This is a genomic window from Dyella sp., from assembly GCF_036746095.1.
GTDB lineage: Bacteria > Pseudomonadota > Gammaproteobacteria > Xanthomonadales > Rhodanobacteraceae > Dyella_B.
Genome location: NZ_DAIOEU010000041.1, coordinates 1 through 21,986, shown reverse-complemented (window position 1 = coordinate 21,986; position 21,986 = coordinate 1). Strand labels below are relative to the sequence as shown.

Below are 21,986 nucleotides of genomic sequence, written 5' to 3'. Positions count from 1 at the left end.
CCTCGGATCGTGAGGCGACCGAGTGTTGTCCAATCATCCGACAAATTCAAATATCGAAGGTAAAAATCCACACCCCCGGTCGCCACTCGCCTTAATGCGCCCTCAAATCGCAGGCTAGCTGGCGTTCGCAGCAATGAGTTGGGATAGATCGCGAGGAAGACCGTGCTCGATGAGGTGCCCCCCGGTGAAGCGAGCGTCACTGGTGACCTCTAGCACGGCAAAATCCGGAGCAGAAAACGATGCCATCAATTCCGGCGATTTGAACTCTGCTTCTACCAGGAAAAGCCCGGCCAGTTCGTCCTGAAACGCATCAATGGCCATGCAAACACCAGGCATCTCCGGCAACCGGTGCCTGAGCTTGCGAATCCATTTGCCGGGAAGTGCGCAGGAAAGCATCTGAAACTCTTCTTCCAACAAGTAGATGGATGTAATCAAGCGCGTCTGCGAATCAACATCGGCTTTTCGAGTCAGACGAAAAATCGCAGGCCCACCCGACAAGGGCCTTGCCTCTCTGAGCCGAAGGCGGGCACCCGTAACGTAGAGATCCGCGATCCGGATGGATTGGAGATCAAGTCCCTCGGGAACCGCTCGACATAACCAGCGACGCTCCCGTTCAACCCCCATGTATGCGGGGTTGTGAAAACCCAGCGAGGTCGCCAATTGACGATCAATGCTCATAGTCCTCTCTTAGATGCTTGCCACCCGCTTCGACAATGGCCGCCACTGGTAGTAAGGCTCATGCGCCAAGGCCAACAATGCATGGTCCTCGGGCGTGTCGCCATAGGCAAACACGCGTGAGAACTTGGAAAGCGGATAGCGCTACTGCACCAGGCGCGCTTTTTCATCACGCACGCATTGGGGGCCAAGGTAGCGGCCGGTGAAGCGCCCGTCACGCTGTTCCAGTGCGGAGCACAACAGCTCGATGCCGTGCTGCTGGCACCAATGGCGAAGATACAAATCCAGGCCACCGGAAACGACGACGACGGTATCGCCTCGCTGCTTGTGCCATGCGATGCGTTCCATCGCTTCCGGACGCAGCGTGGTGGGCAGGACATGCTGTGCGAAATGCTTGCCGCGCGCTTCCAACTCCTGCTTGGGAATGCGCCAGAAGCCAAGACTACAGATCAGCGCTCGCACCACGCTGCCGGAAACGATGCGCGCCTTGTAGCCGAGCAGGAAAGGCATGAGGAGAAGGCTTCCCAGCCATTTGCGATGCGGGCGGACGGCGAGGCGCATGAAATGCGGCATGGTTTCCCGGTAGGTAATCGTTCCGTCGAAATCGAACAGGGCAAGATCCATTGCTGGCTCCGGGGTTTGAACTGCGAATCTTGCATGGCACGGAATATCTCGCAAGGAGACTTTTGTTCGTCATTCCAGCGAAAGCTCACTGCTGCCCGGCATGTGTTTTGCGAATCCATGGCGACATGATGGATCACAAGCACTTAGCGTCGTCTGTCGATGCCGCAACTCGAAAAGTGCCAGAAGCTCTATGGCCGTCATTCCCGCGAAAGCGGGAATCCATTTTAAGGATGCATCAGAGCAAAATGGATTCCCGCTTTCGCGGGAATGACGGCCGTGTGGACTGCCTGCGACGCAGCGCAAAATACGTGCCGGATAGCAGTGAGCTTTCGCGGGAATGACGGCCCTAAGGGATACGGCGATTTTTGAGTCTTGCCCTCGATAGAAGAGCACTAAATTGCGTCATATCCACATCTTGCTGCGGCTTTGCAAAACCCGAGCCGGACACTAGTGAGCTTTCGCTGGAATGCGAGAGTGCGATCCAGGTGACGTTGACTCCAAGCTAAAGCACAAACAACCCCACCCGAACCCTCCCTGCTACCGCAGGGAGGGAGCGGATCACCGCATGTTCCGAACGTCACACTCAATCCGGATCCTTCTCGTACCGCGCCACCCCATCCGGCAACTGCACCCACGCATGTCGCCGGCACTCGTATACCGAATCCTGCGGCGGCGGAAAGTGGGGATCGGCAAACGCGCCCACCGCCACCATCACGTATTGATCGTTGCCTTCCTCGGTATGAAACACGTTGCTGCCGCAAACCGGGCAGAAGCGGAAACGGAACTTCGCGCCTTGATCGCCCGTGCGCACAAATTCAGTGGCACGGCCGCTGACCATGAAAGGCGCGGCAAAAGCGGCAAGCGCGGCAAAGACGCTGCCGGTGCGTTGCTGGCAGGCCAGGCAATGGCAAATGCCTGCGCCCAGTGTTTCTCCCTGCACTTCGATGCTCAGCTGCCCGCAATAGCAGGAGGCGGTTCTGCTCGACATGACGATCCCCGGTGGCGGTGGCAAACCGTGTGGATGGTACGCCTTCGAACGTCGGCGGAGCAGGCTGGGACCGCAAGCCCAGCCTGCTTTGCGGTTTACGCGTGCTGTTCGACTTGCTGGCGAATGGCGTCGAGGTCCGCCAGCACATGTTCCGGCAGCTGCAATGCCGCGGCTTGCAGGTTTTCACGTAGGTGCTGTACCGAGGAGGTGCCAGGAATCAGCAGGATGTTCGGCGAGCGTTGCAGCAACCAGGCAAGTGCAACCTGCATCGGCGTGGCCTTGAGCTCCGCCGCAAGCCTGGAAAGCTCCGATGACTGGATCGGCGTAAAGCCGCCCAGCGGGAAGAACGGCACATACGCAATGCCCTGCCCGGCCAGCTCATCGACCAGCGCGTCGTCTGACCGCTGCACCAGGTTGTAGTGGTTCTGTACGCACACGATCCTGGCAATGCCTTGTGCTTCGCGAACCTGTGCCGCTGTGACATTGCTCAAGCCGATATGCCGAACCAGTCCCTGCTGCTGAAGCTCGGCCAGGGCTTCGACCTGTCCGGCAATCGAGCCTTCGCTGGGCGCATGCACATTGCCCATGATGCGCATGTTGACCACATCCAGCACGTCCAACCCGAGGTTGCGCAGGTTGTCGTGCACGCCGCGCTTGATGTCTTCCAGCCCTTGTGCAGGCAGCCAGGAGGCGTCGTCACCGCGCACCGCACCCACCTTGGTAACGATCAGCAACTCGTGCGGATAGGGGTGCAGCGCTTCGCGAATGATCTGGTTGGTAACGTGCGGCCCATAGAAATCGCTGGTGTCGATGTGGTTGACGCCGGCATCCAGCGCTTCGCGCAGCACGGCGATGGCGGCATGGCGATCCTTGGGCGGGCCGAACACGGCGGGGCCGGCGAGCTGCATGGCGCCATAACCCATCCGGTTCACGGTGCGGCCGGCCAATGGGAAGGTACCTGCGTGGGAAGCGAGCTTGGACATGGGTGATCTCCTTAGATAGGTAGCACCTACTATGCAGGCCATGGGTTTGTTAGATAATCCGTGGCAATGTGCACGGGCTGTGCAAAGAATTGAACAATGGCCGTAGAGTTCAACGATCTCGCCGCCTTTCTTTCCGTGACGCGTGCCGGCGGTTTTCGCGATGCGGCGCGGGCCAGCGGCGTGTCCGCCTCCGGTTTGAGCGCGGCCGTGCGCCGGCTGGAAACCAAGCTGGGCGTGCGGCTGCTCAATCGCACCACGCGCAGCGTCGCGCCTACCGAGGCGGGGTTGCGCCTGATCGAGCGGCTGGCCCCCGCCTTGGCCGAAATGGAAGCCGCGCTGGATGTGTTGAACCGCTTCCGCGATCGTCCCGCCGGCACGCTCAAGCTCAACGTGCCGGCCGGCGTGGCACGCGTGGTATTGCCGCCAATCGTGACCGCGTTTCTGAAAGCCTATCCGGACATCCGCATCGAGACGGTGGTGGAAGACAGTTTCGTCGACGTGCTTTCTGCCGGATGCGATGCCGGCATCCGCTACGACGAGCGGCTCGAACAGGACATGGTGGCGATTCCGATTGGCCCGCGCTTGCAGCGTTTCGCCACGGCTGCAGCGCCGAGTTACCTGGACCGGCATGGCCGCCCGCTGCATCCGCGCGACTTGCTTGCCCACGCCTGCCTGCGCGGGCAATTCGCCAGCGGCGCCCTGCCGGTATGGGAATTCGAGCGCGAGGGCGAGGTGATTCGCGTGGATCCCAGCGGGCCGCTCCTGGTCAGGCCGGGACCTGCGTTCGACCTGGCGGTGAATGCCGCCATGGGCGGGCTCGGCATCGTGCACCTGTACGAGGAATGGATACGCCCGCATCTGGAAAGCGGCGCGCTGGAACCCATTCTTAAGCCGTGGTGGCAGAACTTCGCCGGGCCGTTTCTTTATTACCCCGGGCATCGTCATTTGCCCGCGCCACTGCGCGCATTTGTCGATTTCGTGAAGGAAAGCAATGCAGCGATGGGTTGACCTGCAAGGCAGTTCTTCCACTTGGCGAAAGACTGCCTGCCATGCGGCGTGGCTGCGGTCCTCATGTCAACGCGCGTAAAGTTGCCCAGGCCTTGCGCCTTTCCCGCATAGGAGTTCACCACCATGGCGACCTTCCCTTCTTCGCCATTGCTTGATCGCATCGGCATGCGGCTGCCCATCATCCAGGCACCGATGGCTGGCGTGTCATCGCCGTCGATGGCGGCAGCGGTCACCCATCATGGCGGGCTTGGCTCACTGGGCGTGGGTGCCATGACGGCAGCGCAGGCGCGAGCAGCGATCCATCAGTTTCGCGTGCTAGGCGAAGGGCCGCTCAACGTGAACGTGTTCGTGCATCGGCCGGCGCAGGCCAATGCGCAAAAAGAGGCGGCATGGTTGCAGCGTCTGCATTCGGAATTCGAGCGCACGGAAGCGCAACCGCCAGGAAGCCTGCGCGAGATCTATACGTCGTTTCTTGCCGATGACGACATGCTTGCGATGCTGGTGGAAGAAAAGCCCAAGGTGGTGAGTTTTCATTTCGGCGTACCACGGCCCGGGCAGATCACCGCACTGCGTGACGCCGGCATCGTGTTGCTTGGATCGGCCACGAACGTTGCGGAGGCCAAGGCGCTTGAAGCGGCGGGCGTGGATGCCATCGTTGCGCAAGGCTATGAAGCAGGCGGACATCGCGGCATGTTCGATCCGGATGGCGAAGACAGCCGCCTGGGCACATTCGCGCTCACGCGTTTGCTGGTTCGTGCGCTGAACGCACCGGTGATTGCCGCTGGCGGCATCATGGATGGCGCCGGCATAGCTGCCGTATTGAAGCTGGGCGCCGTTGCGGCGCAATTGGGTACCGCGTTCATCGCCACGGATGAATCATTAGCGGATAAGGCATTCCGCGCGCTGCTATTCAGCGACGCCGCGCATCACACGGTGATGACGCGCGCGATCTCGGGACGACCCGCGCGCAGCTTGGCGAATGACTTCACGCGCTGGGGCGCCCGCGTGCCTGACCATGCGGTGCCGGACTATCCCGTTGCGTACGATGCAGGCAAGGCGTTGAATGCCGCTGGAAAGGCGGCGGGATTGACGGGCTACGGTGCGCATTGGGCAGGACAAGCTGCGCCCCTGGCGCGCGCGTTGTCCACGAAAGCGTTGATGGAAACGCTGGAAAGCGAGTTGGAGCAGGCGCGTAGGCTGGGATGAAATCCAAGCACCGATTGGCATGGCGATCTGGGATTTCATCCCAGCTTACGGAGTGCTTCCGCTAGGCGTGACAGACGACCTGTAGCAAACTCCCCGCAGCCGTTCCGCTCACCTCTGCGAGGCACGCCGTATGGATCGCATCGACGCCATGAAAATCTTCGTGACGGCGCTGGATGAAGGCAGCCTTGCCGGGGCAAGCCGTCGAACCGGGCGATCGGCGGCGGCGGTAAGTCGGGCGATTGCGTTTCTGGAAGCGCATGTCGGCGTGCCGCTGCTGCATCGAACCACGCGCTCCATCAAGCTGAGCGAAGCCGGCGAGCGCTATGCGATCGCATGCCGGAAGTTATTGGCCGACCTGGAGGAAGCCGATCGTCAAGCCGCGGGAGAAAAATCCGTGCCGCGCGGCACGCTGACCATCACCGCCACCGTGTATTCCGGCGTGGAATTGCTGCGCCCGATCGTCGATGCCTTCATGGAACAATACCCCACCGTCAACGTGCGCATGTATCTGCTGGAGCGGCCGGTCAACCTGATCGATGAAGGCATGGACCTGGCCTTGCGCATTGCGCATCTGCCGGATTCGACCTTGGTGGCGCATCGTGTCGGCGAGGTGCGACGGGTAGTCGTGGCATCGCCGCGTTATCTGGCTACCCATCCGCGCATCGATGAGCCGGCGCATCTATCCAAGCATCCGGTGATTGCCCTGCAACACAGTGGCGTGGATTCGTGGACGTTTCCACCGGTGGAGGGTTCATCAGTGCCGCGCGCCGTACCCATCACGCCACGCCTGGTGGTGAACAACGTGCGCGCGGCCATCGCGTCTGCGGCAGATGGGCATGGGGTGACACGCCTGCTTTCGTATCACGTGGCGGCACAAATCAAGCAAGACTTGCTGCGCATCGTGCTGGCCGATGCCGAACCTGCACCGATTCCCGTCCATCTTGTTTCGCCGTATGGACGTCTTTCCGTACCGAAGGTGCGCGCCTTCGCGGACTTCGCCCTGCCGCGCCTGCGCACGCAATTCGCCAGCCTGGCCAAGGATGCGGAAAGCAAACCTGCCGCGCCGATTCCACCGCGCCGCGGAAGGGTGTCTGCCGGATAGCGGGGATTCGCTATCGCTCGTGACGAGCCTAGATTGAAGGCGTCGGCGCTCCCCACTCATGCGGTAGCGCGCTGGCTTCCCTTCCTTTCTGAAGAGATCGACATCATGAGCAACTCACGCAAAGTCGCCATCATTACGGGCGCATCGCAAGGCATCGGCGCAGGCCTGGTCAAGGCATTTCGCGATCGCGATTATCGTGTCGTGGCCAACTCGCGCTCCATCAAGCCGTCCAGCGATCCGGACGTACTGGCCATTGCCGGCGACATTGCCGATCGCGCCGTGGCCGAGCGCATCATCAAGGAAGCGCTCGACCGCTTTGGTCGCATCGACACGCTGGTGAACAACGCGGGTATCTTCGTTGCCAAGCCGTTTACCACTTATACGGTGGAAGATTACGCCAACATTTTGGCGACCAATGTGCATGGTTTTTTCCATATCACCCAATTGGCCGTGGCCGAGATGGAGAAGCAGCGCAGCGGCCACATCGTCAACATCACTACCACCCTGGCTGAGTACGCTATCGATGGCGTGCCGTCGGTACTGGCGTCGCTGACCAAGGGTGGCCTGAATGCGGCAACCAAGTCGCTGGCCATCGAGTACGCCAAGCGCGGTGTGCGCGTGAATGCAGTGGCGCCGGGCGTGATCAAGACCCCGATGCATGCACCGGAAATGCATGAGACGCTTGCTTCGCTGCACCCGGTTGGCCGCATGGGCGAAATCAGCGATGTCACCGATGCCGTGCTGTTCCTGGAATCCGCCGGTTTCGTCACAGGTGAAATCCTGCACGTCGACGGCGGCCAGAGTGCCGGTCATTGATCGCTTTGGGAGCGGACACAACGCCCGCCCCATCTCCGGAGGAACACCGTCATGCCCATCGTCCATATCAAAGTGACCCGTGAAGGTACCGCACCAGGCCAAAGCGCAATAACCGCCGGGCAGAAAGCGGCATTGATCAAGGGAGCCAGCCAGTTGTTGCTGGACGTGCTCGACAAGCCGGTCGACTCAACCTTCGTCGTGATCGACGAAGTGGAGCTGGAGAACTGGGGCTGGGGTGGGTTGCCCGTACCCGAATATCGAAAGCGGCTGCAAGCCAAGCAGACGTAACGGTCAGTAGGCGACTGCCACCGACCGGTCCCGCTCTCTGGCGGTGGTCACCTCAGCCCGGCATTTGAAGCTTTTCGTAAGGTTGGGCGAGGCATCATGCGCCGAACCGTTTCGCCAGAACACCACCATGGGAGTCGTCATATGAAGAAGAAACTCGCGCAGGCACTTGTCCTGGCCGGGCTGCTCTGCACGCCGCTGTGGGCCGCGGCGCAAGGCGCGGATGCCTATAAGGTCACGCATCGATATGCGCTTGGTGGTACCGGCGGCTGGGACTATCTGAGCCTGGATGCGGCCGGGCATCGCCTGTTCATCGCGCGCGACGACCGGATCATGGTGGCCGATCCGGCCACCGGCAAGTTGCTGCAGGAGATCCCCGGGATGAAGCACGTGCATGGCATCGCGCTGGTGCCGAGCCTGCATCGCGCCTATGCCAGCAACGGCCACGGCGACAACGTCAGCGTGATCGATCTGAACACCCTCAAGGTGATCGGGCACATCGCGGTCAGCGGCAAGGATCCGGACGCCATCATCTACGATCCCGCCACGTCGCACGTGCTGACCATGAACGGCGATACCAACAACATCAGCGTGATCGATCCGGTCGCCGGCAAGGAACTCTCCACCATTGCGCTGGATAGCAATCCGGAGTTCGCGGCGAGCGATGGCCAGGGCAATGTCTACAACAATCTGGAAGACAAGGCGGAACTGGCGCATATCGACATCAAGACCGGCAAGGTGCTGCACACCTGGTCGCTGGCTCCATGCGAAGGCCCCACCGGCCTGGCGCTGGATACGGCGAACAAGCGCGTGTTTTCCGCGTGCGCGAATGGCTGGCTGATCGTGACCGACGCCACCGATGGCCATCAGGTAGCGAAGCTGCCGATCGGCAAGCGGCCCGATGCAGCGGCGTACGACGCGCAGACACACGAAGTGTTCGCCTCCAGCCGCGATGGCGTGCTGAATGTGTATCACCAGGATTCGGCGGATCAGTACTCCAAGGTGGCGGATGTGCCGACCATGAAGAGCGCGCGCACCATGGCGCTGGATGAGGCGTCGGACCAGGTTTATCTGGTGGGCGCGAAGGTGGCGGAGAAAGGCAAGTCGGTGAGTGGATTTACGTTGCTGGTGGTGGGGAAGTAATAAGCGCAGGGCCAGCTTTGCCGTAAAGCTCGATACATCGCCGTCCCGGCGAAAGCCGGGACCCGGCGACTTACAACGCCACTCAAAGACGCTGGACCCCGGCTTTCACCGGGGTGACGGACCTCGGGCATTGCCGGTGACGACGGCGATACGTGATCAGTGTTGCCTTAATGCGAAACAGACGCTCACCCGCCTTGGTGGCCCGCGTTGCCATCAGCGGCCGGCCCCTGTTCACCCATGGGACATCGGGAACCCGCCAGACTTCATGGGTTCAAACCGTCTTCCGTCTTGAAACAGGGAATGCTCGTGCTTTACCGCAATACCTTTCGACGCCGCCTTAGCTCTTTGGCGTGCCTGCTGCTATCCGCCGCATCCCTCGGCCCGTTCCAACCTGTGCAAGGCACGACGCGCGAGCAAGCCACGAGCCAGCTCAATATCCAGGTCAACGACGACCGCATGACGCTGAGCATGGCGCGCGTGCCGCAGATCTACCTGTACGGTCCGATCGATCCCGACGCGCCGCAGCGCTTCGAAGCCCTGATCAGGTCTGGCCGCATCAAGCCCGGTTCGGACGTCTATTTGAATTCGCCCGGCGGCAGTGTCGGCGCCGGCATCGCACTGGGCCGGCTGATCCGGCAAGGCTCGATGGTGACGCACTTGGGCGTGCCGCGCCTGCCCAAGCAGACCACCACCTTCAACCGCTCCGCCATGTGCGATGGCGCTTGCGCCTATGCCTATCTCGGCGGCCTGTATCGCTGGGCGGTAAGTGGCAGCGATCGCATCGGGTTTCCTACTTATCGCGGGCAGCAGACACCGGCGGATGTCGCTGCGTATCTGAAGGACATGGGCATCGACCTTGCCACGCTTACGGCCGCCACTAGCGGAACGGCCTCCACCGGGTCCGCGCAGGACCCGACGCTTTGGCCGAACGGCGAGGAGATGATCGCCAAGGGCCTGGCCAACAACGGCCGCCAGAATCTGATCGCCACCTACAAGTACCTGCAAGGAGCACCGTACCTGGAGCTCAAGCAACAGGATCGCAACGGCGAGCACAAGATCACCTTCCTGTGCAAACCCGGCGGCGCCGAACTCACCACCTACGACACGATCGGCGCGGTACGCGCGCGCGGCATCGTCACGCGCGAACAGCGCTCGTATTTCGAGCTCAACCAGCAGGAAACACTGCCGCAAGAACGCGGCGGCGTCACCGTGGCGGACGACGCCGTGGTAATGCAACGCATCTATCCGTTGAACCAGTTGCAACAACTGGCGTCGGCCAAGGCAATGGGCTCGTGGGTGCGCGATCGCACCGGCATTCGCTTCGGTTTTGCGTTCGAAGTGACCGGCGTAAAAAAAGTGCTCAATGACTTTTATGAAGCATGCACGTCGGTAACGCAGCAGCATTCGTGACGCTGCATGCCGCTTCCCGGTCATTCTCGCGTTCGCGCGCTGCGGTCCGGGAAAATATCGCCCACATTTACGGCAATGCTTGATCGTTCCTCATCCCATCCCGGCGGAGGCCGGACGTGTTTCGGCAAGATCAATCCATCATCGCCAATACACATTCATTCGCACCGCAACTGCGGCAGCACACGGCAAAGATCGACAAACCCTGCGAGGCCACTGCCGGCCCGAGCAAGCCCTCCAGATAACCGCTGAAGAACATGCAATTGGAGCGCCCTTCGTCGGTGCACAACGGACTGTGGCGGGTATGCAGTTGGTTGGCGGAATAATCCACATCCGTCAGCGCGCGCAAGGCCGGCACGCCAATGCGCTGCATCGCCTCGTCCAGGGCCATCTTCGATGTCGCGGCATGGTTGCGCTCGAACAACCACGTGCCGATGCGTTGACCGGCAAGCGACAGCGACGATTCGCGCGCGCCCTCTTCCACCGATTGCTCCAGTTTTTTCAGCAGGGGAAAAATCTGCGGGTAATCGCCCATCAGCTTCGGCAGCAGTTTCTCCACCGCGGCCTGGTCGGCGTCCAGCTGCCGCACTTCCTTGAACGGTTCTACGGGTGCTACAGGGGCGGATGGCGCAGGCGCGGGCGTACGCATAAAGACGAATTCCGGCTCGGCCCCCGGCTCGGTCTGCAGCAAGGGTTGCGGCTTGACGAAGGGCTGCACGAATTCCGCTGCCGCCGGCGTCTGGCGCACTTGCGGCACGGCATCGGGCGCCTTGGGCACAGGCTTCGACTCCACCGGCTTGGGCGTTTCGGCGGGCGGGGGTGGCGGCACGTAGTGGGCGGCCACCGAACGCGACGCGGCGAAGTGCGGTTTGGCCTGGCCTTCCACCACCGGCGAAACTTCGAAACTGACCAGACGTTCGAGTTTTTCCAACGCCGCTTCCAGGCTGCGCTGTTTGCGCGCAAGCCCGCGCACGACCATCGTCAACAGCACGCCATGGCGGTCATCCGCCAGGCGCTGTCGCACCAAGGCAAAACCGCACGCGGCGGCGCATCGTCCAACGTCGATAAGTAGACCCTCGCGCGACAGCGCGAGTGCCTGAATTTCCAGCTCGATCATTAGGCCCCCCTGTGTTCGATGCTGGTGATGAATTGAAGGCGAAAGGATGAATGATTTCGTCAGATATTATCGTGACGCGCCTCTACCGAAGTACAACCTGGCCGGGCGCGTTCGATGCCTCCCCTGCCAGAAGCTGTCTTTCCAGGCCAATACGGGCCATTTTTACGCCGATCAGGCGTATTGCGCGGGTGCGCCGCGGCAGTGTTATCCGGCGCTGGACACGGATCGTTCTAAACGATCAACCCACGCGCCAAGGCTTGGCCGAACCCCAACATGGCATGCACGCTCATGTGTTCGGGTCCGCGTTCCGCTCGCCCCAAGCCATCCGTCTCCGCATCCGCGCGCGACGGAACGCCCAGCACGCCGCCACCGCGCATACGCCGATCACGACGGCACTACGCGCGCGTGGCGATTGGCGCAACTCTTCCACCAGGCCTTCCGCCGCATCCACACGATCGGCCATCAGCAACATCATCCAATGCAGCACATCGCTTTCGCTGTGCTGGAACGCCTTGCGTCGAATACGCCCGCTCAAGCCACGTGGCGGTGCGCTGGTGCCGAATACGGGCGTGATGCCCTCACGCTCGGTGGAATGAAGAATCTCCACCGTGCGTGGCTGCTGTTCCGGTGGTTCGCGCTCCGCCTGTGGCGGCAGGCGTTCCATCGGCAAGCCGGGACGGTTTGCGCGGTCAAGATCGGCGCCCCAATCGGGGATGCCGGAGTGATCGTGATAGGTATTCACGGGTGTGCTCCTTCGCTTGAGATGCCCTGGTCCATTCCACGCAGCCGGTCAGGGCATTCTCAATGCACGACCGGTTTCGATTCGCCGATCGACGCCGTGCCCGGCGGTATCAACACGGTTTTGATGCAACCGTCCTGCTTGGCCGAGAACAGGTGATATGCCTCGTCCACCTCTTCCAGTGGAACGCGATGAGTGATGATCTCGCGCGGCTTCAGCCGGCCGGCGCGCACGTGTTCGATCAGGTGCGGCAGATGCCGCTTGGCATTGGCCTGGTTCATGCGCAAGGTAAGCCCCTTGTTGAGTGCAGTACCGATCGGCACCGCATTGAAGGTGGGGCCGTACACGCCGACGATGGACACATTGCCGCCCTTGCGCACGCAGTTGATCGCCCAGTGCAGCGCTGTCGCCGCGCCGGCCTGCAGTTTGAGCGAGACGCCGGTGAGCCGCTGCATCAGATTGCCATCCGCTTCCGCGCCGACCGCATCGATGCAGACATCGGCCCCACGTCCGTCCGTCATGCGCTTGATGTGGATGGCCATGTCGTCCACGCTGCGAAAATCCACCGTTTCGCACTGGGCATAACGCCGCACGAAATCCAGCCGGTAATCGACTTTGTCGACCACGATGACGCGCCCCGCGCCCATCAGCCAGGCACAACGCGCAGCGAGTATGCCGATCGGGCCGGCGCCGAAGATCACGACGGTGTCGTTTTCCTGGATGTCGCCCATCTCGGCGGCCTGGTAGCCGGTGGGCACTACATCGGTGAGCAGTACCGCATCCTCGATATGGATGTCCGACGGAATCACCGAAGGCCCCACATCCGCGAACGGCACGCGCACGTACTGGGCCTGGCCGCCGTTGTAGCCGCCCGCCGTATGCGAATAGCCGAAAATACCGCCCACCGTGCTCGCTTCCGGGTTGACGTTGTCGCAGTTGCTGTGCAGGCCGCGCTGGCAATAGAAGCAGGCACCGCAGGCGATGCTGAAAGGCACCAGCACGTGGTCGCCGGCCTTCAGTTTCTGCACCGCCGGTCCCACCTCTTCCACGATGCCGGTAAATTCATGGCCGAAGATCGAACCGACGCGCGTATCGGGTACCAGGCCGTGATACAGATGCAGATCCGAACCACAAATGCAGCTGCGCGTGACGCGCACGATGGCATCGTCAGGATGTTCGATCACCGGTTCGGGCACGTGCGCCGCACGCACTTTGTAGGGTCGCCGATAAGTGGTGGCCAGCATCGCGTCGCTCCCGTCGCACCTGGGCGAGCCACGTTAGGCCTGGCGATGTGAGTGGGTCGGGAAATATTCGCCAGCGTGATGCGAATGGCGTGGCATCCGCACAGACGTTTGCACGTGCGCTCACGTTTTGCGGCTGAGAATGATCCGCGCGGCGCGCTCGCCTTTCATGTACAGCCACAGCCAATTCAGCGCCACCATCAGGCGATTGCGCACGCCGATCAGGAAATAGATATGCGCCAGCGCCCAAACCACCCACGCCGGGCGGCCGCGCAGTTTCACCCTGCCAAAATCGACCACGGCGGTGTGCTTGCCGATGGTGGATAGGTTGCCGTAGTTGCGGTAATGGAACGGGCCTGGCGCCGGGCGCTTATGCAAACGCGCCTGGATCACTTCTGCTGCGTATTGGCCTTGTTGCTTGGCGGCAGGTGCGAGACCGGGCACCGGCTTGCCGTTTTCCTGCTCCACCAAGGCCGTATCGCCAATCACGAAAATATCCGGATACGCCGGAACCGTGAGATCGCGTTCCACCTTCACCCGTCCGGCCTTATCCGCGGATACGTTCAACCATTGCGCGGCGGGCGAGGCGCGCACGCCCGCCGCCCAGAACACGGCGCCGGCATCGATGCGCTTTTCCTTGCAGACAACCCCATCGGCATGGCATTCGGTCACCGGGCAATTCAACAGCACTTCGACGCCCAGATGTTCCATGGTCTGCAACACGTAGTCGGATAGCGTCTCGGGGAAACTGGACAGTACGCGTGAAGCGGCCTCCACCACGATGACGCGAGCCTGATGCGTATCGAGATGGCGGAAATCGCCGGGCATTTCCTCGCGCGCCAGCTCGGCTATGGTGCAGGCCAACTCAACCCCCGTAGCGCCTGCGCCGATCACCACGAAGGTCTGCAGCTTCTGGCGCGCGGCCGGATCGGGCTCGCGTTCGGCCTGCTCGAACACCGAGAGCAGGTGCTGGCGAATCGACAACGCATCGCCCAGTGTCTTGAGGCCCGGCGCAAACTGGGCCCACTCGTCATGGCCGAAATAAGCGTGCGTGGAGCCGGTGGCGATCACCAGCGTGTCATACGGCAGTCGGCTGCCGTCGGTGAGCCGCACGGTCTTGCCGGCAGCATCGACACCGTCCACTTCGGCCATCAGCGTGGTGATGTTCTTGAAGCGATGCAGCACGTGGCGGATCGGCCAGGCGATCTGCGAAATATCCAGCGCCGCACCTGCCACTTGGTAAAGCAACGGTTGGAAGACGTGATGGTTGCTGCGATCGATCACCGTGACGTCGACGGGCTGGTTACCCAGGCGCCTGGCCGCTTCGAGACCGCCGAAGCCGGCGCCGATGATGACGACACGATGCGGATGTGCGGTGGCCTTCAAGTGGCTTCTCCTTGGCTGTCGAACGTGGAACGCCGGGGGAGGATATAGGGCGCTGGATGTGTTGCACGTGCATGGAATAAATGGGGTTGGATGCGCGATATCGCAATGCGCATGTGCATGCAGAGCATGTGCATACAGAATTTGTGTCGATGCGCTCCCTCTCCTGCAAGCAAGGGAGGGAGCAGATGGCGGTGAGCATCCGGATGCACGGTTATATTTGCGCCCTACTACGCATCCCCAGGCCGCTCTGCTACCGTCACGCAGCCGACAACCTCTGGGGAAAACAGCTTATGCGCCTGCGCCGTCTTCAAGCCGGTCTGCTTATCGCCATCGGCCTGCTTGCCTTGCCTGCCGTGGCAGATACGCCCAAAACCACACCCACCGCAAAAGATCTGCTCGCCAAGTCCAAACCGGACGAGTGGCGCACGCCCGATCCGAACAACCTGCTGTACATGCAATTGCCGCAGGGTCGCGTGGTGATCGAACTGGCACCCGACTTTACCCCGCTGCACGCCGCCAACATCCGCACGCTGGTGCGCGAGCATTATTTCGACGGGCTGGCGATCATGCGCGTGCAGGACAACTTCGTGACGCAATGGGGCGATCCCAATGACGACGACAACGGCGACAAGAGCAAGATCAAGTCGCTGGGCAGCGCCAAGCGTACGGTGCCGCCGGAGTACACGCGCGCGATCGATGCCAAGCTGCCATGGACATCGTTGCCCGATGGCGACGTGTACGCACCGCAAGTGGGCTTCAGCGAAGGCTTCCCCGCCGCGCGCGACCCTGCCAGCGGTCGCGAGTGGCTGGTGCATTGCTATGGCATGGTCGGCGTGGCGCGCGACGTAGCACCGGACAGCGGCAGCGGCAGTTCCTTGTATGTAGCCATCGGCCAGGCACCGCGGCAGATCGATCGCAACCTGGCGATCGCCGGCCGCGTGCTGGAAGGCATGCAGTACCTTTCGGCCTTGCCGCGCGGCACCGGGCCGCTGGGGTTTTATACCCAAGCGGCGCAACGCACACCCATCCTGTCCGTCAAGCTGGCGGCCGACCTGCCTGCCACGCAGCGCGAGAAGCTCCAAGTATTGCGCACCGATAGCAACACATTCGCCGCCATCATCGAGGCCAAGCGCAACCGCCGCGACGCGTTCTACACCTTGCCGGCCGGGAAGGTGGATATCTGCAATATCGACATACCGGTACGCACCGAGCCGGCGAAAAAGACAGGTCATTGATGAGGTTGCGCGGTTTGAACGGCGCGGGCGCATGAATCCACCGTAAGCACGCCCACGAAAACTACACGCAATCTTCGCCTCGGTCGTAGTTATTTGGGCTGGCCCAACCGCACCTGGCGCGGCGTTTGGCAAAGGCAGGGAGTGATGCGGCTCAGTCTGAAAATACTGGCGTGGATCGTGGGCGTGCTGATAGTGCTGGTGATCGTGCTGGTGCTGTTCGTGGCCCTGTTCAACTGGAACCGGCTCAAGCCGACGATCGACGAGAAGGTCAGCGCGGCCATCGGCAAACCGTTCACCATCGACGGTGACATCAGTGCTGCGTGGAGCCGCGAACCGAGCGAGCCCGGTCTGCGCAGCCTGATGCCGTGGCCGACCTTTACTGCGCGCAAGATCCGGATCGGCAATCCGACCTGGACCAAGCAGCCGCAGCTGCTGCAAGTGGATGCACTGACGTTTCGCATCTCGCCGCTGCCGTTGCTGCTGCATCACATCCATGTGCCGTCGGTGCAATTGTCGGGCTTGCAGGTGGATCTGGAACGCGACAGCAAGGGCCAGGCCAACTGGGACATCCATCTGCAGGACAACAGCCAGCCATCCAGCTGGAAGCTCAGCCTGGGTACGATCGGCCTCGACAAGGGCCAGATCGCACTCGACGACGCGCAGACGCATTCGAAGCTGCAGATCGGCATCACACCATTGCAGCATGCGATGCCTTATGAGCAGGTCGTGGCGCAGGCCACCAGCACCTCGCGTGCCGACGTGGGGCACGACGTGGGCCGCATGGTGGACAGCAACCAGACCCATCCTGACGTATCCAGCCATGCCAAGCACACGGCGTATCAGTTTGCCTGGACCGTCAGCGGCACCTACAAGGGCACGCCGGTGGACGGCAGCGGCAAGAGCGGCGCCGTGCTTGCCCTGGAAAGCACTACGCAACCGTTTCCGATCCAGGCGCGCGTGCATATCGACACCAGCACGATCGCCGTGGTCGGCACGCTGACCGACCCCATGCACTTGTCCGCGTTGAACATGCGCGTGTGGTTTGCCGGCACGAGCATGGCCAAGTTGTACCCCATTCTTGGCATCACCCTGCCGGATACGCCGCCGTTCGCCACGGAAGGCCATTTGTCGGCGGAGGTGCATATGCAAGGCAGCCGTTACAGCTATCGCAACTTCCGCGGACGCGTCGGCGGAAGCGATATCGGCGGCAATCTCCAGGTAGTGACTGGCGGGCAGCGCATGAAGCTGACCGGTGACCTGCATTCGCAATTGCTGCGTTTTGCCGACCTTGGCGCGCTGGTCGGCGCAGGCAGCCAGACGCAGAAGGAGCAACGCGGCGACACCACGCCGCAGCCAGGCAACAAGGCATTGCCGGTGGAGCAGTTCCACACCAATCGCCTGCAAACCATGGACGCCGATGTGACGTTCGAGGCGGCGCGCATCGAGCGCCCGAATTCGCTGCCGATCAATGCCGTCAGCACGCATATTCGGCTGGACAACGGCGTCTTGAAACTCGATCCGCTGCATGCGGGCGTGGCCGGCGGCACGATCGATGGCAACGTTCAGATGGATAGCACCACGCAGCCCATGCGTACCGCGCTCGATCTGCGCGCACGCCGCCTGCAGTTGAAGCAGATGTTCCCGACCGTGCAATCCATGCAGAACAGCTTCGGCGAGCTCAACGGCGACATCACCATGAATGGCGCCGGCAGCTCGGTATCCGGCTTGCTCAGCAATGCCGATGGCGAAGTGAAGCTGCTGATGGACAACGGCGTGATCAGCAAGACGCTGCTTGAGCTGGCCGGCTTGAACGTGGCCAATGTGGTGGTGCGAAAACTGTTCGGCGACCAGGACGTAAAAATCAATTGCCTTGCCGTGGATATGACCGGCAAAGAGGGTGTGTTTACCAGTCACCTGTTTGTGCTGGATACCTCCGACGCCACCGTCAATGTCGACGGCACGATCAATTTCCACGATGAACGCATGGATTTGAATATCGTGCCGCATACGAAAGGCCTGCGCGTGTTTTCATTGCGCTCGCCGCTGTACGTGAAAGGCACCTTCAAGGATCCCGACGTCGGCGTAAAACCAGGGCCGCTGATTTTGCGCGGCGCCGGCGCGGCGGCTTTGGCTGCCTTGGCGGCACCGGCCGCGGCGTTGCTGGCGGTGGTGGTGCCGAGCCATGGCCAGCAAAACAATTGCCAGCAGGTGTTGACGCAGTTGCGCAATGCACCGCCGCCGGGGAAGGTGAAGTGAGGTTACGCTGCGTACCCTTCCGGCTCGCCGAATCTGCTCCCTTCCCTGCGCCGGCAGGGGAGGATTGGGGCGGGGTTGCGTGGGCTTTGGCGCGCGGTTGCACTTCGTCCCATAAACCTTGAAGGCAAGAAGTCATGTTTTGCGTTGGCTCGCTACGCTCGCACTCCACCCTAACCCTCCCCTGCTGATGCAGGGGGGGACTGTACGGACGCCAATCAAGTGCATGCAGTAAGTGTCGGCACGGCCATCAGGCAGAATTCGTCGCCACGGCCGTCCATGTCAGCAAAAGACGCTCGGGGAAAACGCGAGCCGTCATAGAATACGCACCTCCCCAGCTACCCGCCACCCTCATGCAGCCCGTCATCAAGGCCCGCCTGCAAATTCACTTCTGCGTCCTGCTATGGGGCTTCACTGCCATCCTCGGCAAGCTGATCACGCTGCCGGCCACGGCGCTGGTGGGTTGGCGCATGCTGCTGGTGGGCGGCAGCCTGTTGTTGATGCCGCGTGTCTGGCGCGGTTTGCGCGCCATGCCGCTGAAGCTGCGCCTGGCGTACGCGGGCATTGGCGTGTTGGTGTCGTTGCATTGGTTGACCTTCTACGCGGCCATCAAGCTGGCCAATGCTTCCGTGGGCGCCACCTGCATCGCCTTGGGACCTGCGTTTCTGGCGTTTGTCGAGCCGTGGATTGCGCGGCGGCGCTTTGACCCGCGCGAACTGCTGATGGCGATTGCGGTAGTGCCCGGCGTGGCGATGGTGGCGGGTGGCGTGCCAGCACATATGCGCATCGGCATTGCCGTGGGCGTGGTCTCGGCATTCTTCGTGGCGCTGTTCGGTTCGTTCAACAAGCGCATGGTGCATCACGGCGATCCGCTGACCGTGACCTGCATCGAGCTGGGCACGGGCGCGCTGTTTCTGATGTTGCTCGCGCCGTGGTTGCCGCATACGAGCTCAGCCTTTCCGGTACCGAACCTGCACGACGCCGTGCTGCTGTTGATTCTGGCGTTCGGCTGCACACTGCTGCCATTCTCGCTGGTGTTGGTCGCGTTGCGTCACGTCAGTGCGTTTGCCATGCAGATGATCACCAATCTGGAACCGGTCTACGCCATCGTGCTGGCGATGGTGTTGCTGGGTGAGCAGCGGCAACTGGATGGCTGGTTCTATGCGGGCGTGGTGGTGATTCTCGCGGCGGTGTTTATGCATCCGCTGCTGCACCGGAACGAGCAGACGCCGATGCCAGCCGAACTGCTGGGAACGGCAGAGAGCCACCATCTCGACTAGCGTTTCGCCAAGCGGTTCCGCATGAAATCAATGAACGCCCGCACCTTTGCCGGCGGCTGCGGATCGGGATACACCGCATGGATGCCGCCTTCCTGCAAGCGGTACTGCGCAAGCAGCGCCTGCAGCCGTCCGGCCTGGATGTCGTCCTGCACCAGATAATCCGGCAACACGGATACGCCGGCGCCGGCGAGCACCAGCGCACGAATCGCCGCGGCGTTGTTCGCCTGCATCACCTGGCGCATGCGCACCAGGCGGCGACTGGTGCCGCGCGTGAACGTCCAACGCAACGGTGTAGCCAGTGCGGACATCGCAATCCAGCCGTGGTGCATGGCTAGATCCTCCGGCCGGCGCGGCGTGCCGTGTTCTGCGAGATAGGCCGGGCTGGCCATGACCTGCTGGCGAAAACTGCCCAGGCGCGTGGCGCGCAGGCTGGAGTCGCGGAGCCAGCCGATACGGATGGCGAGGTCGAAGCGTTCGGCGATCAGGTCGTTGATCTGGTCGTCGATCACCAGATCCACGTGCAACGCCGGATACAGGCGCCGGAATTCGACCAGTGCCGGGGCGACCACTGCCGTGCCGTAATCGGTGGAGGTGGTGAGGCGCAGCGTACCGCCGGGCTTGCTGCGTTGATCGCCGATGCGCTCGATCGCCGCTTGCGCCTGCTCCAGCAACTGCACGCAATCGACATGAAACGCCGCGCCCGCTTCGGTCAGGGCCATGCGGCGCGTGCTGCGCACGAGCAAGGTGGCGCCCAGTTCACGCTCCAGCCGCAACAGGTGCTGGCTCACCATTGCCTTGGTCAGCCCAAGGTGTTCGGCGGCAGCGGTGAACGAGCCGGCGCGCACCAACGCCACGAACACGGCTAATCGATTGAGATTGACGTCGTGTGCCATGGCCTCATGATTGTCAACCTTTGCTTGACAGTCAATTCCCTATTAGGCCGTTTATCGAACCGACACCCAGCGCGCATGCTTGCAGCACGTTGCTTCCCCTCACGGAGATTTCCATGAAATTGGTTCTGTTCGGCGCGACTGGGCATATCGGCCATGCCATCCTCGACGAAGCGCTTGCGCGCGGCCATGACGTCACTGCCGTCGTGCGCGAGACTGCCCGCTTGAAGTCGACTCATCCACGGCTGCACGTGGTGGAGGGCGCGGTGGAAGAGACATCGCTTTGGCTTGCCTATGCCAAGCATGCCGATGCCGTGATTGCGGCCATTTCCCCACGCCGCAACGGCACCACCGACACGCTGCCGAACGCCGCCCAGACTTTGCTGGATACGCTCGACGGCACCAACCTCAAGCGGCTGCTGTGGGTGGGCGGCGCCGGCTCGCTGGAAACGGCGCCGGGCGTGACGGTGCTGGACGATCCACAGTTTCCCGACGCGTGGAAACCGGAAGCCCAAGCCCATACCCGCGCCCTGGACGTGTTCCGCGCCAGCAAGGCCCATGTCGACTGGACTTTCATCAGTCCCGCCGCCGTGATCGAGGACGGCGAACGCACCGGCAGGTACCGCGTCGGCGGCGATCAGTTGCTGGTGGATGCCAAGGGCGTCAGCCGCATTGCGGTGCCGGACTATGCGGCGGCGCTGCTGGATCAGCTCGATAACAAGGACACGTTTAGGAAGCGCATTACGGTGGCATATTGAAGGTATCGCACCTTGGCCCCTATCCCTTAGGAGAGGGGTTGGGACCACGCTCCGAACTTCAGGATGCCTCCACCGCCAGAAACCCTCATCCGTCATTCCGGCGAAAGCCGGAATTCAGTAAAAAATGGCGTGCGCAGCACACGACATAAAGGTTTTGAGTGCTTCGCACGACGTACTTCACTGAATTCCGGCCTTCGCCGGCATGACGAGTATGGGGTCTGAGGCTATGGAACCGCTTCGTCCCAACCCTCACCCTGCCCCTCTCCCGAAGAGAGACGGGAATGTCATCGCAGGCAGGGACTTATACTGGCGCACCCCAGCCTGCCGACCGCCATGAATTACCGCCACGCCTACCACGCAGGCAATTTCGCCGACGTCCTCAAGCACAGCGTGCTGTTTGCGCTGATCGAAGCCTTGAAGGCGAAAGAGACGCCATTCGCACTGATCGACACGCACGCCGGCAGCGGCTGCTACGCGCTCGATAGCGAGGAAGCCGGCAAGACGGGCGAATACCGCGACGGTATCGCGCGCCTGCTGTTTCCCGATCTTCACGGCACCGGCCAAGGCCCCCTGCCCGCCTTGCTGCGCCGTTGGCTCGACAGCATTCTGGCGCTGCCCGGCAACGAGCATGGCTTGAAGTTGTATCCCGGCTCGCCCCTGCAAGCCGCGCAGGCGATGCGCACTATCGACAGCGCGCAGCTGTGCGAACTGCATCCGGAAGAAGCATCCCGCCTGCGCGATCTGTTTCACCACGATCGTCGCGTGCACGTGCATCATCGCAATGGTTACGAGGCACTGAAGGCGCTGCTGCCGCCGAAGGAAAAGCGCGGCCTGGTGCTGATCGATCCGC

General features: G+C 62.2%; 21 protein-coding genes. 12 read left to right on the top strand and 9 right to left on the bottom strand.

Translation table 11 applies throughout. The annotated features are described in order from the left end of the window. Nucleotides 1-114: 114 nt before the first annotated feature. From V7M64_RS15615 to V7M64_RS15600, 4 genes are all read right to left on the bottom strand, one after another. On the bottom strand, nt 115-678 hold the full coding sequence (locus V7M64_RS15615) for a hypothetical protein (protein ID WP_333680314.1): 564 nt from the start codon (nt 676-678) through the stop codon (nt 115-117). 141 nt (nt 679-819) lie between these two features. Beyond that, nucleotides 820-1,299, bottom strand: a complete 480-nt coding sequence (locus V7M64_RS15610; RefSeq protein ID WP_333680312.1) for an HAD-IB family phosphatase — start codon at nt 1,297-1,299, stop codon at nt 820-822. Between the two features lie 583 nt (nt 1,300-1,882). Beyond that, a complete protein-coding gene (locus V7M64_RS15605) occupies nt 1,883-2,287 on the bottom strand; it encodes a GFA family protein (protein WP_333680311.1) in 405 nt (134 codons plus the stop codon). Between the two features lie 95 nt (nt 2,288-2,382). Then, nucleotides 2,383-3,270 carry an aldo/keto reductase family oxidoreductase gene (locus V7M64_RS15600; RefSeq protein ID WP_333680309.1) on the bottom strand — a complete coding sequence of 296 codons (888 nt, stop codon included), beginning with the start codon at nt 3,268-3,270 and terminating at the stop codon, nt 2,383-2,385. A 96-nt stretch (nt 3,271-3,366) separates the two neighbouring features. Between V7M64_RS15600 and V7M64_RS15595 the strand changes: the two genes are divergently transcribed. The 7 genes from V7M64_RS15595 (at nt 3,367) to V7M64_RS15565 (ending at nt 10,240) form a co-directional block, all read left to right on the top strand. Beyond that, nucleotides 3,367-4,278: a LysR family transcriptional regulator gene (locus V7M64_RS15595; protein WP_333680307.1), complete on the top strand. Its 912-nt coding sequence runs from the start codon at nt 3,367-3,369 to the stop codon at nt 4,276-4,278. A 123-nt stretch (nt 4,279-4,401) separates the two neighbouring features. Beyond that, nucleotides 4,402-5,484 (top strand): nitronate monooxygenase, encoded by a 1,083-nt coding sequence (locus tag V7M64_RS15590; RefSeq protein WP_333680306.1) that lies wholly within the window; start codon nt 4,402-4,404, stop codon nt 5,482-5,484. A 130-nt stretch (nt 5,485-5,614) separates the two neighbouring features. Next, nucleotides 5,615-6,586, top strand: coding sequence for a LysR family transcriptional regulator (locus V7M64_RS15585; RefSeq protein ID WP_333680304.1), 972 nt, complete (start codon nt 5,615-5,617; stop codon nt 6,584-6,586). A gap of 105 nt (nt 6,587-6,691) precedes the next feature. Further along, the gene (locus V7M64_RS15580; protein ID WP_333680303.1) at nt 6,692-7,402 is read left to right on the top strand and encodes an SDR family oxidoreductase; all 711 of its coding nucleotides are present in this window, start codon (nt 6,692-6,694) and stop codon (nt 7,400-7,402) included. Nucleotides 7,403-7,453: 51 nt separating this feature from the next. Further along, nucleotides 7,454-7,690, top strand: coding sequence for a 4-oxalocrotonate tautomerase family protein (locus tag V7M64_RS15575; protein WP_333680301.1), 237 nt, complete (start codon nt 7,454-7,456; stop codon nt 7,688-7,690). Nucleotides 7,691-7,831: 141 nt separating this feature from the next. Beyond that, nucleotides 7,832-8,830 (top strand): YncE family protein, encoded by a 999-nt coding sequence (locus V7M64_RS15570; protein WP_333680299.1) that lies wholly within the window; start codon nt 7,832-7,834, stop codon nt 8,828-8,830. A 306-nt stretch (nt 8,831-9,136) separates the two neighbouring features. Then, a complete protein-coding gene (locus tag V7M64_RS15565) occupies nt 9,137-10,240 on the top strand; it encodes a hypothetical protein (protein ID WP_333680298.1) in 1,104 nt (367 codons plus the stop codon). Between the two features lie 130 nt (nt 10,241-10,370). Here the strand turns inward: V7M64_RS15565 and V7M64_RS15560 are convergent, their stop codons facing one another. The 4 genes from V7M64_RS15560 to V7M64_RS15545 form a co-directional block, all read right to left on the bottom strand. Continuing rightward, a complete protein-coding gene (locus V7M64_RS15560; protein ID WP_333680297.1) occupies nt 10,371-11,354 on the bottom strand; it encodes a hypothetical protein in 984 nt (327 codons plus the stop codon). 286 nt (nt 11,355-11,640) lie between these two features. Then, the gene (locus V7M64_RS15555; protein ID WP_333680295.1) at nt 11,641-12,096 is read right to left on the bottom strand and encodes a hypothetical protein; all 456 of its coding nucleotides are present in this window, start codon (nt 12,094-12,096) and stop codon (nt 11,641-11,643) included. A gap of 59 nt (nt 12,097-12,155) precedes the next feature. Further along, on the bottom strand, nt 12,156-13,337 hold the full coding sequence (locus tag V7M64_RS15550; RefSeq protein ID WP_333680293.1) for a zinc-dependent alcohol dehydrogenase: 1,182 nt from the start codon (nt 13,335-13,337) through the stop codon (nt 12,156-12,158). A gap of 120 nt (nt 13,338-13,457) precedes the next feature. Next, nucleotides 13,458-14,720, bottom strand: coding sequence for an NAD(P)/FAD-dependent oxidoreductase (locus V7M64_RS15545; RefSeq protein ID WP_333680292.1), 1,263 nt, complete (start codon nt 14,718-14,720; stop codon nt 13,458-13,460). Between the two features lie 290 nt (nt 14,721-15,010). Here V7M64_RS15545 and V7M64_RS15540 point away from each other — a divergent pair, with 290 nt between their 5' ends. From V7M64_RS15540 to V7M64_RS15530, 3 genes are all read left to right on the top strand, one after another. After that, nucleotides 15,011-15,955 (top strand): peptidylprolyl isomerase, encoded by a 945-nt coding sequence (locus tag V7M64_RS15540; RefSeq protein WP_333680291.1) that lies wholly within the window; start codon nt 15,011-15,013, stop codon nt 15,953-15,955. A gap of 144 nt (nt 15,956-16,099) precedes the next feature. Next, complete coding sequence (locus V7M64_RS15535; RefSeq protein WP_333680290.1) at nt 16,100-18,211, top strand: AsmA family protein; 2,112 nt, start codon at nt 16,100-16,102, stop codon at nt 18,209-18,211. A 350-nt stretch (nt 18,212-18,561) separates the two neighbouring features. Then, entirely contained in the window at nt 18,562-19,488 is a 927-nt protein-coding gene (locus tag V7M64_RS15530) for a DMT family transporter (protein ID WP_333680289.1), read from the top strand. On the opposite strand, the gene V7M64_RS15525 is transcribed toward V7M64_RS15530, so the two are convergent. Next, entirely contained in the window at nt 19,485-20,381 is an 897-nt protein-coding gene (locus V7M64_RS15525) for a LysR family transcriptional regulator (protein ID WP_333680287.1), read from the bottom strand. The genes V7M64_RS15530 and V7M64_RS15525 overlap by 4 nt on opposite strands. Before the next feature lie 113 nt (nt 20,382-20,494). Here V7M64_RS15525 and V7M64_RS15520 point away from each other — a divergent pair, with 113 nt between their 5' ends. Together V7M64_RS15520 and rlmJ are read left to right on the top strand one after the other, a co-directional pair. After that, on the top strand, nt 20,495-21,136 hold the full coding sequence (locus tag V7M64_RS15520) for an NAD(P)H-binding protein (RefSeq protein ID WP_333680286.1): 642 nt from the start codon (nt 20,495-20,497) through the stop codon (nt 21,134-21,136). Nucleotides 21,137-21,469: 333 nt separating this feature from the next. Beyond that, nucleotides 21,470-21,986, top strand: a 517-nt coding sequence (gene rlmJ / locus V7M64_RS15515; protein WP_333680285.1) for a 23S rRNA (adenine(2030)-N(6))-methyltransferase RlmJ, incomplete at its 3' end; no start/stop codon positions are given.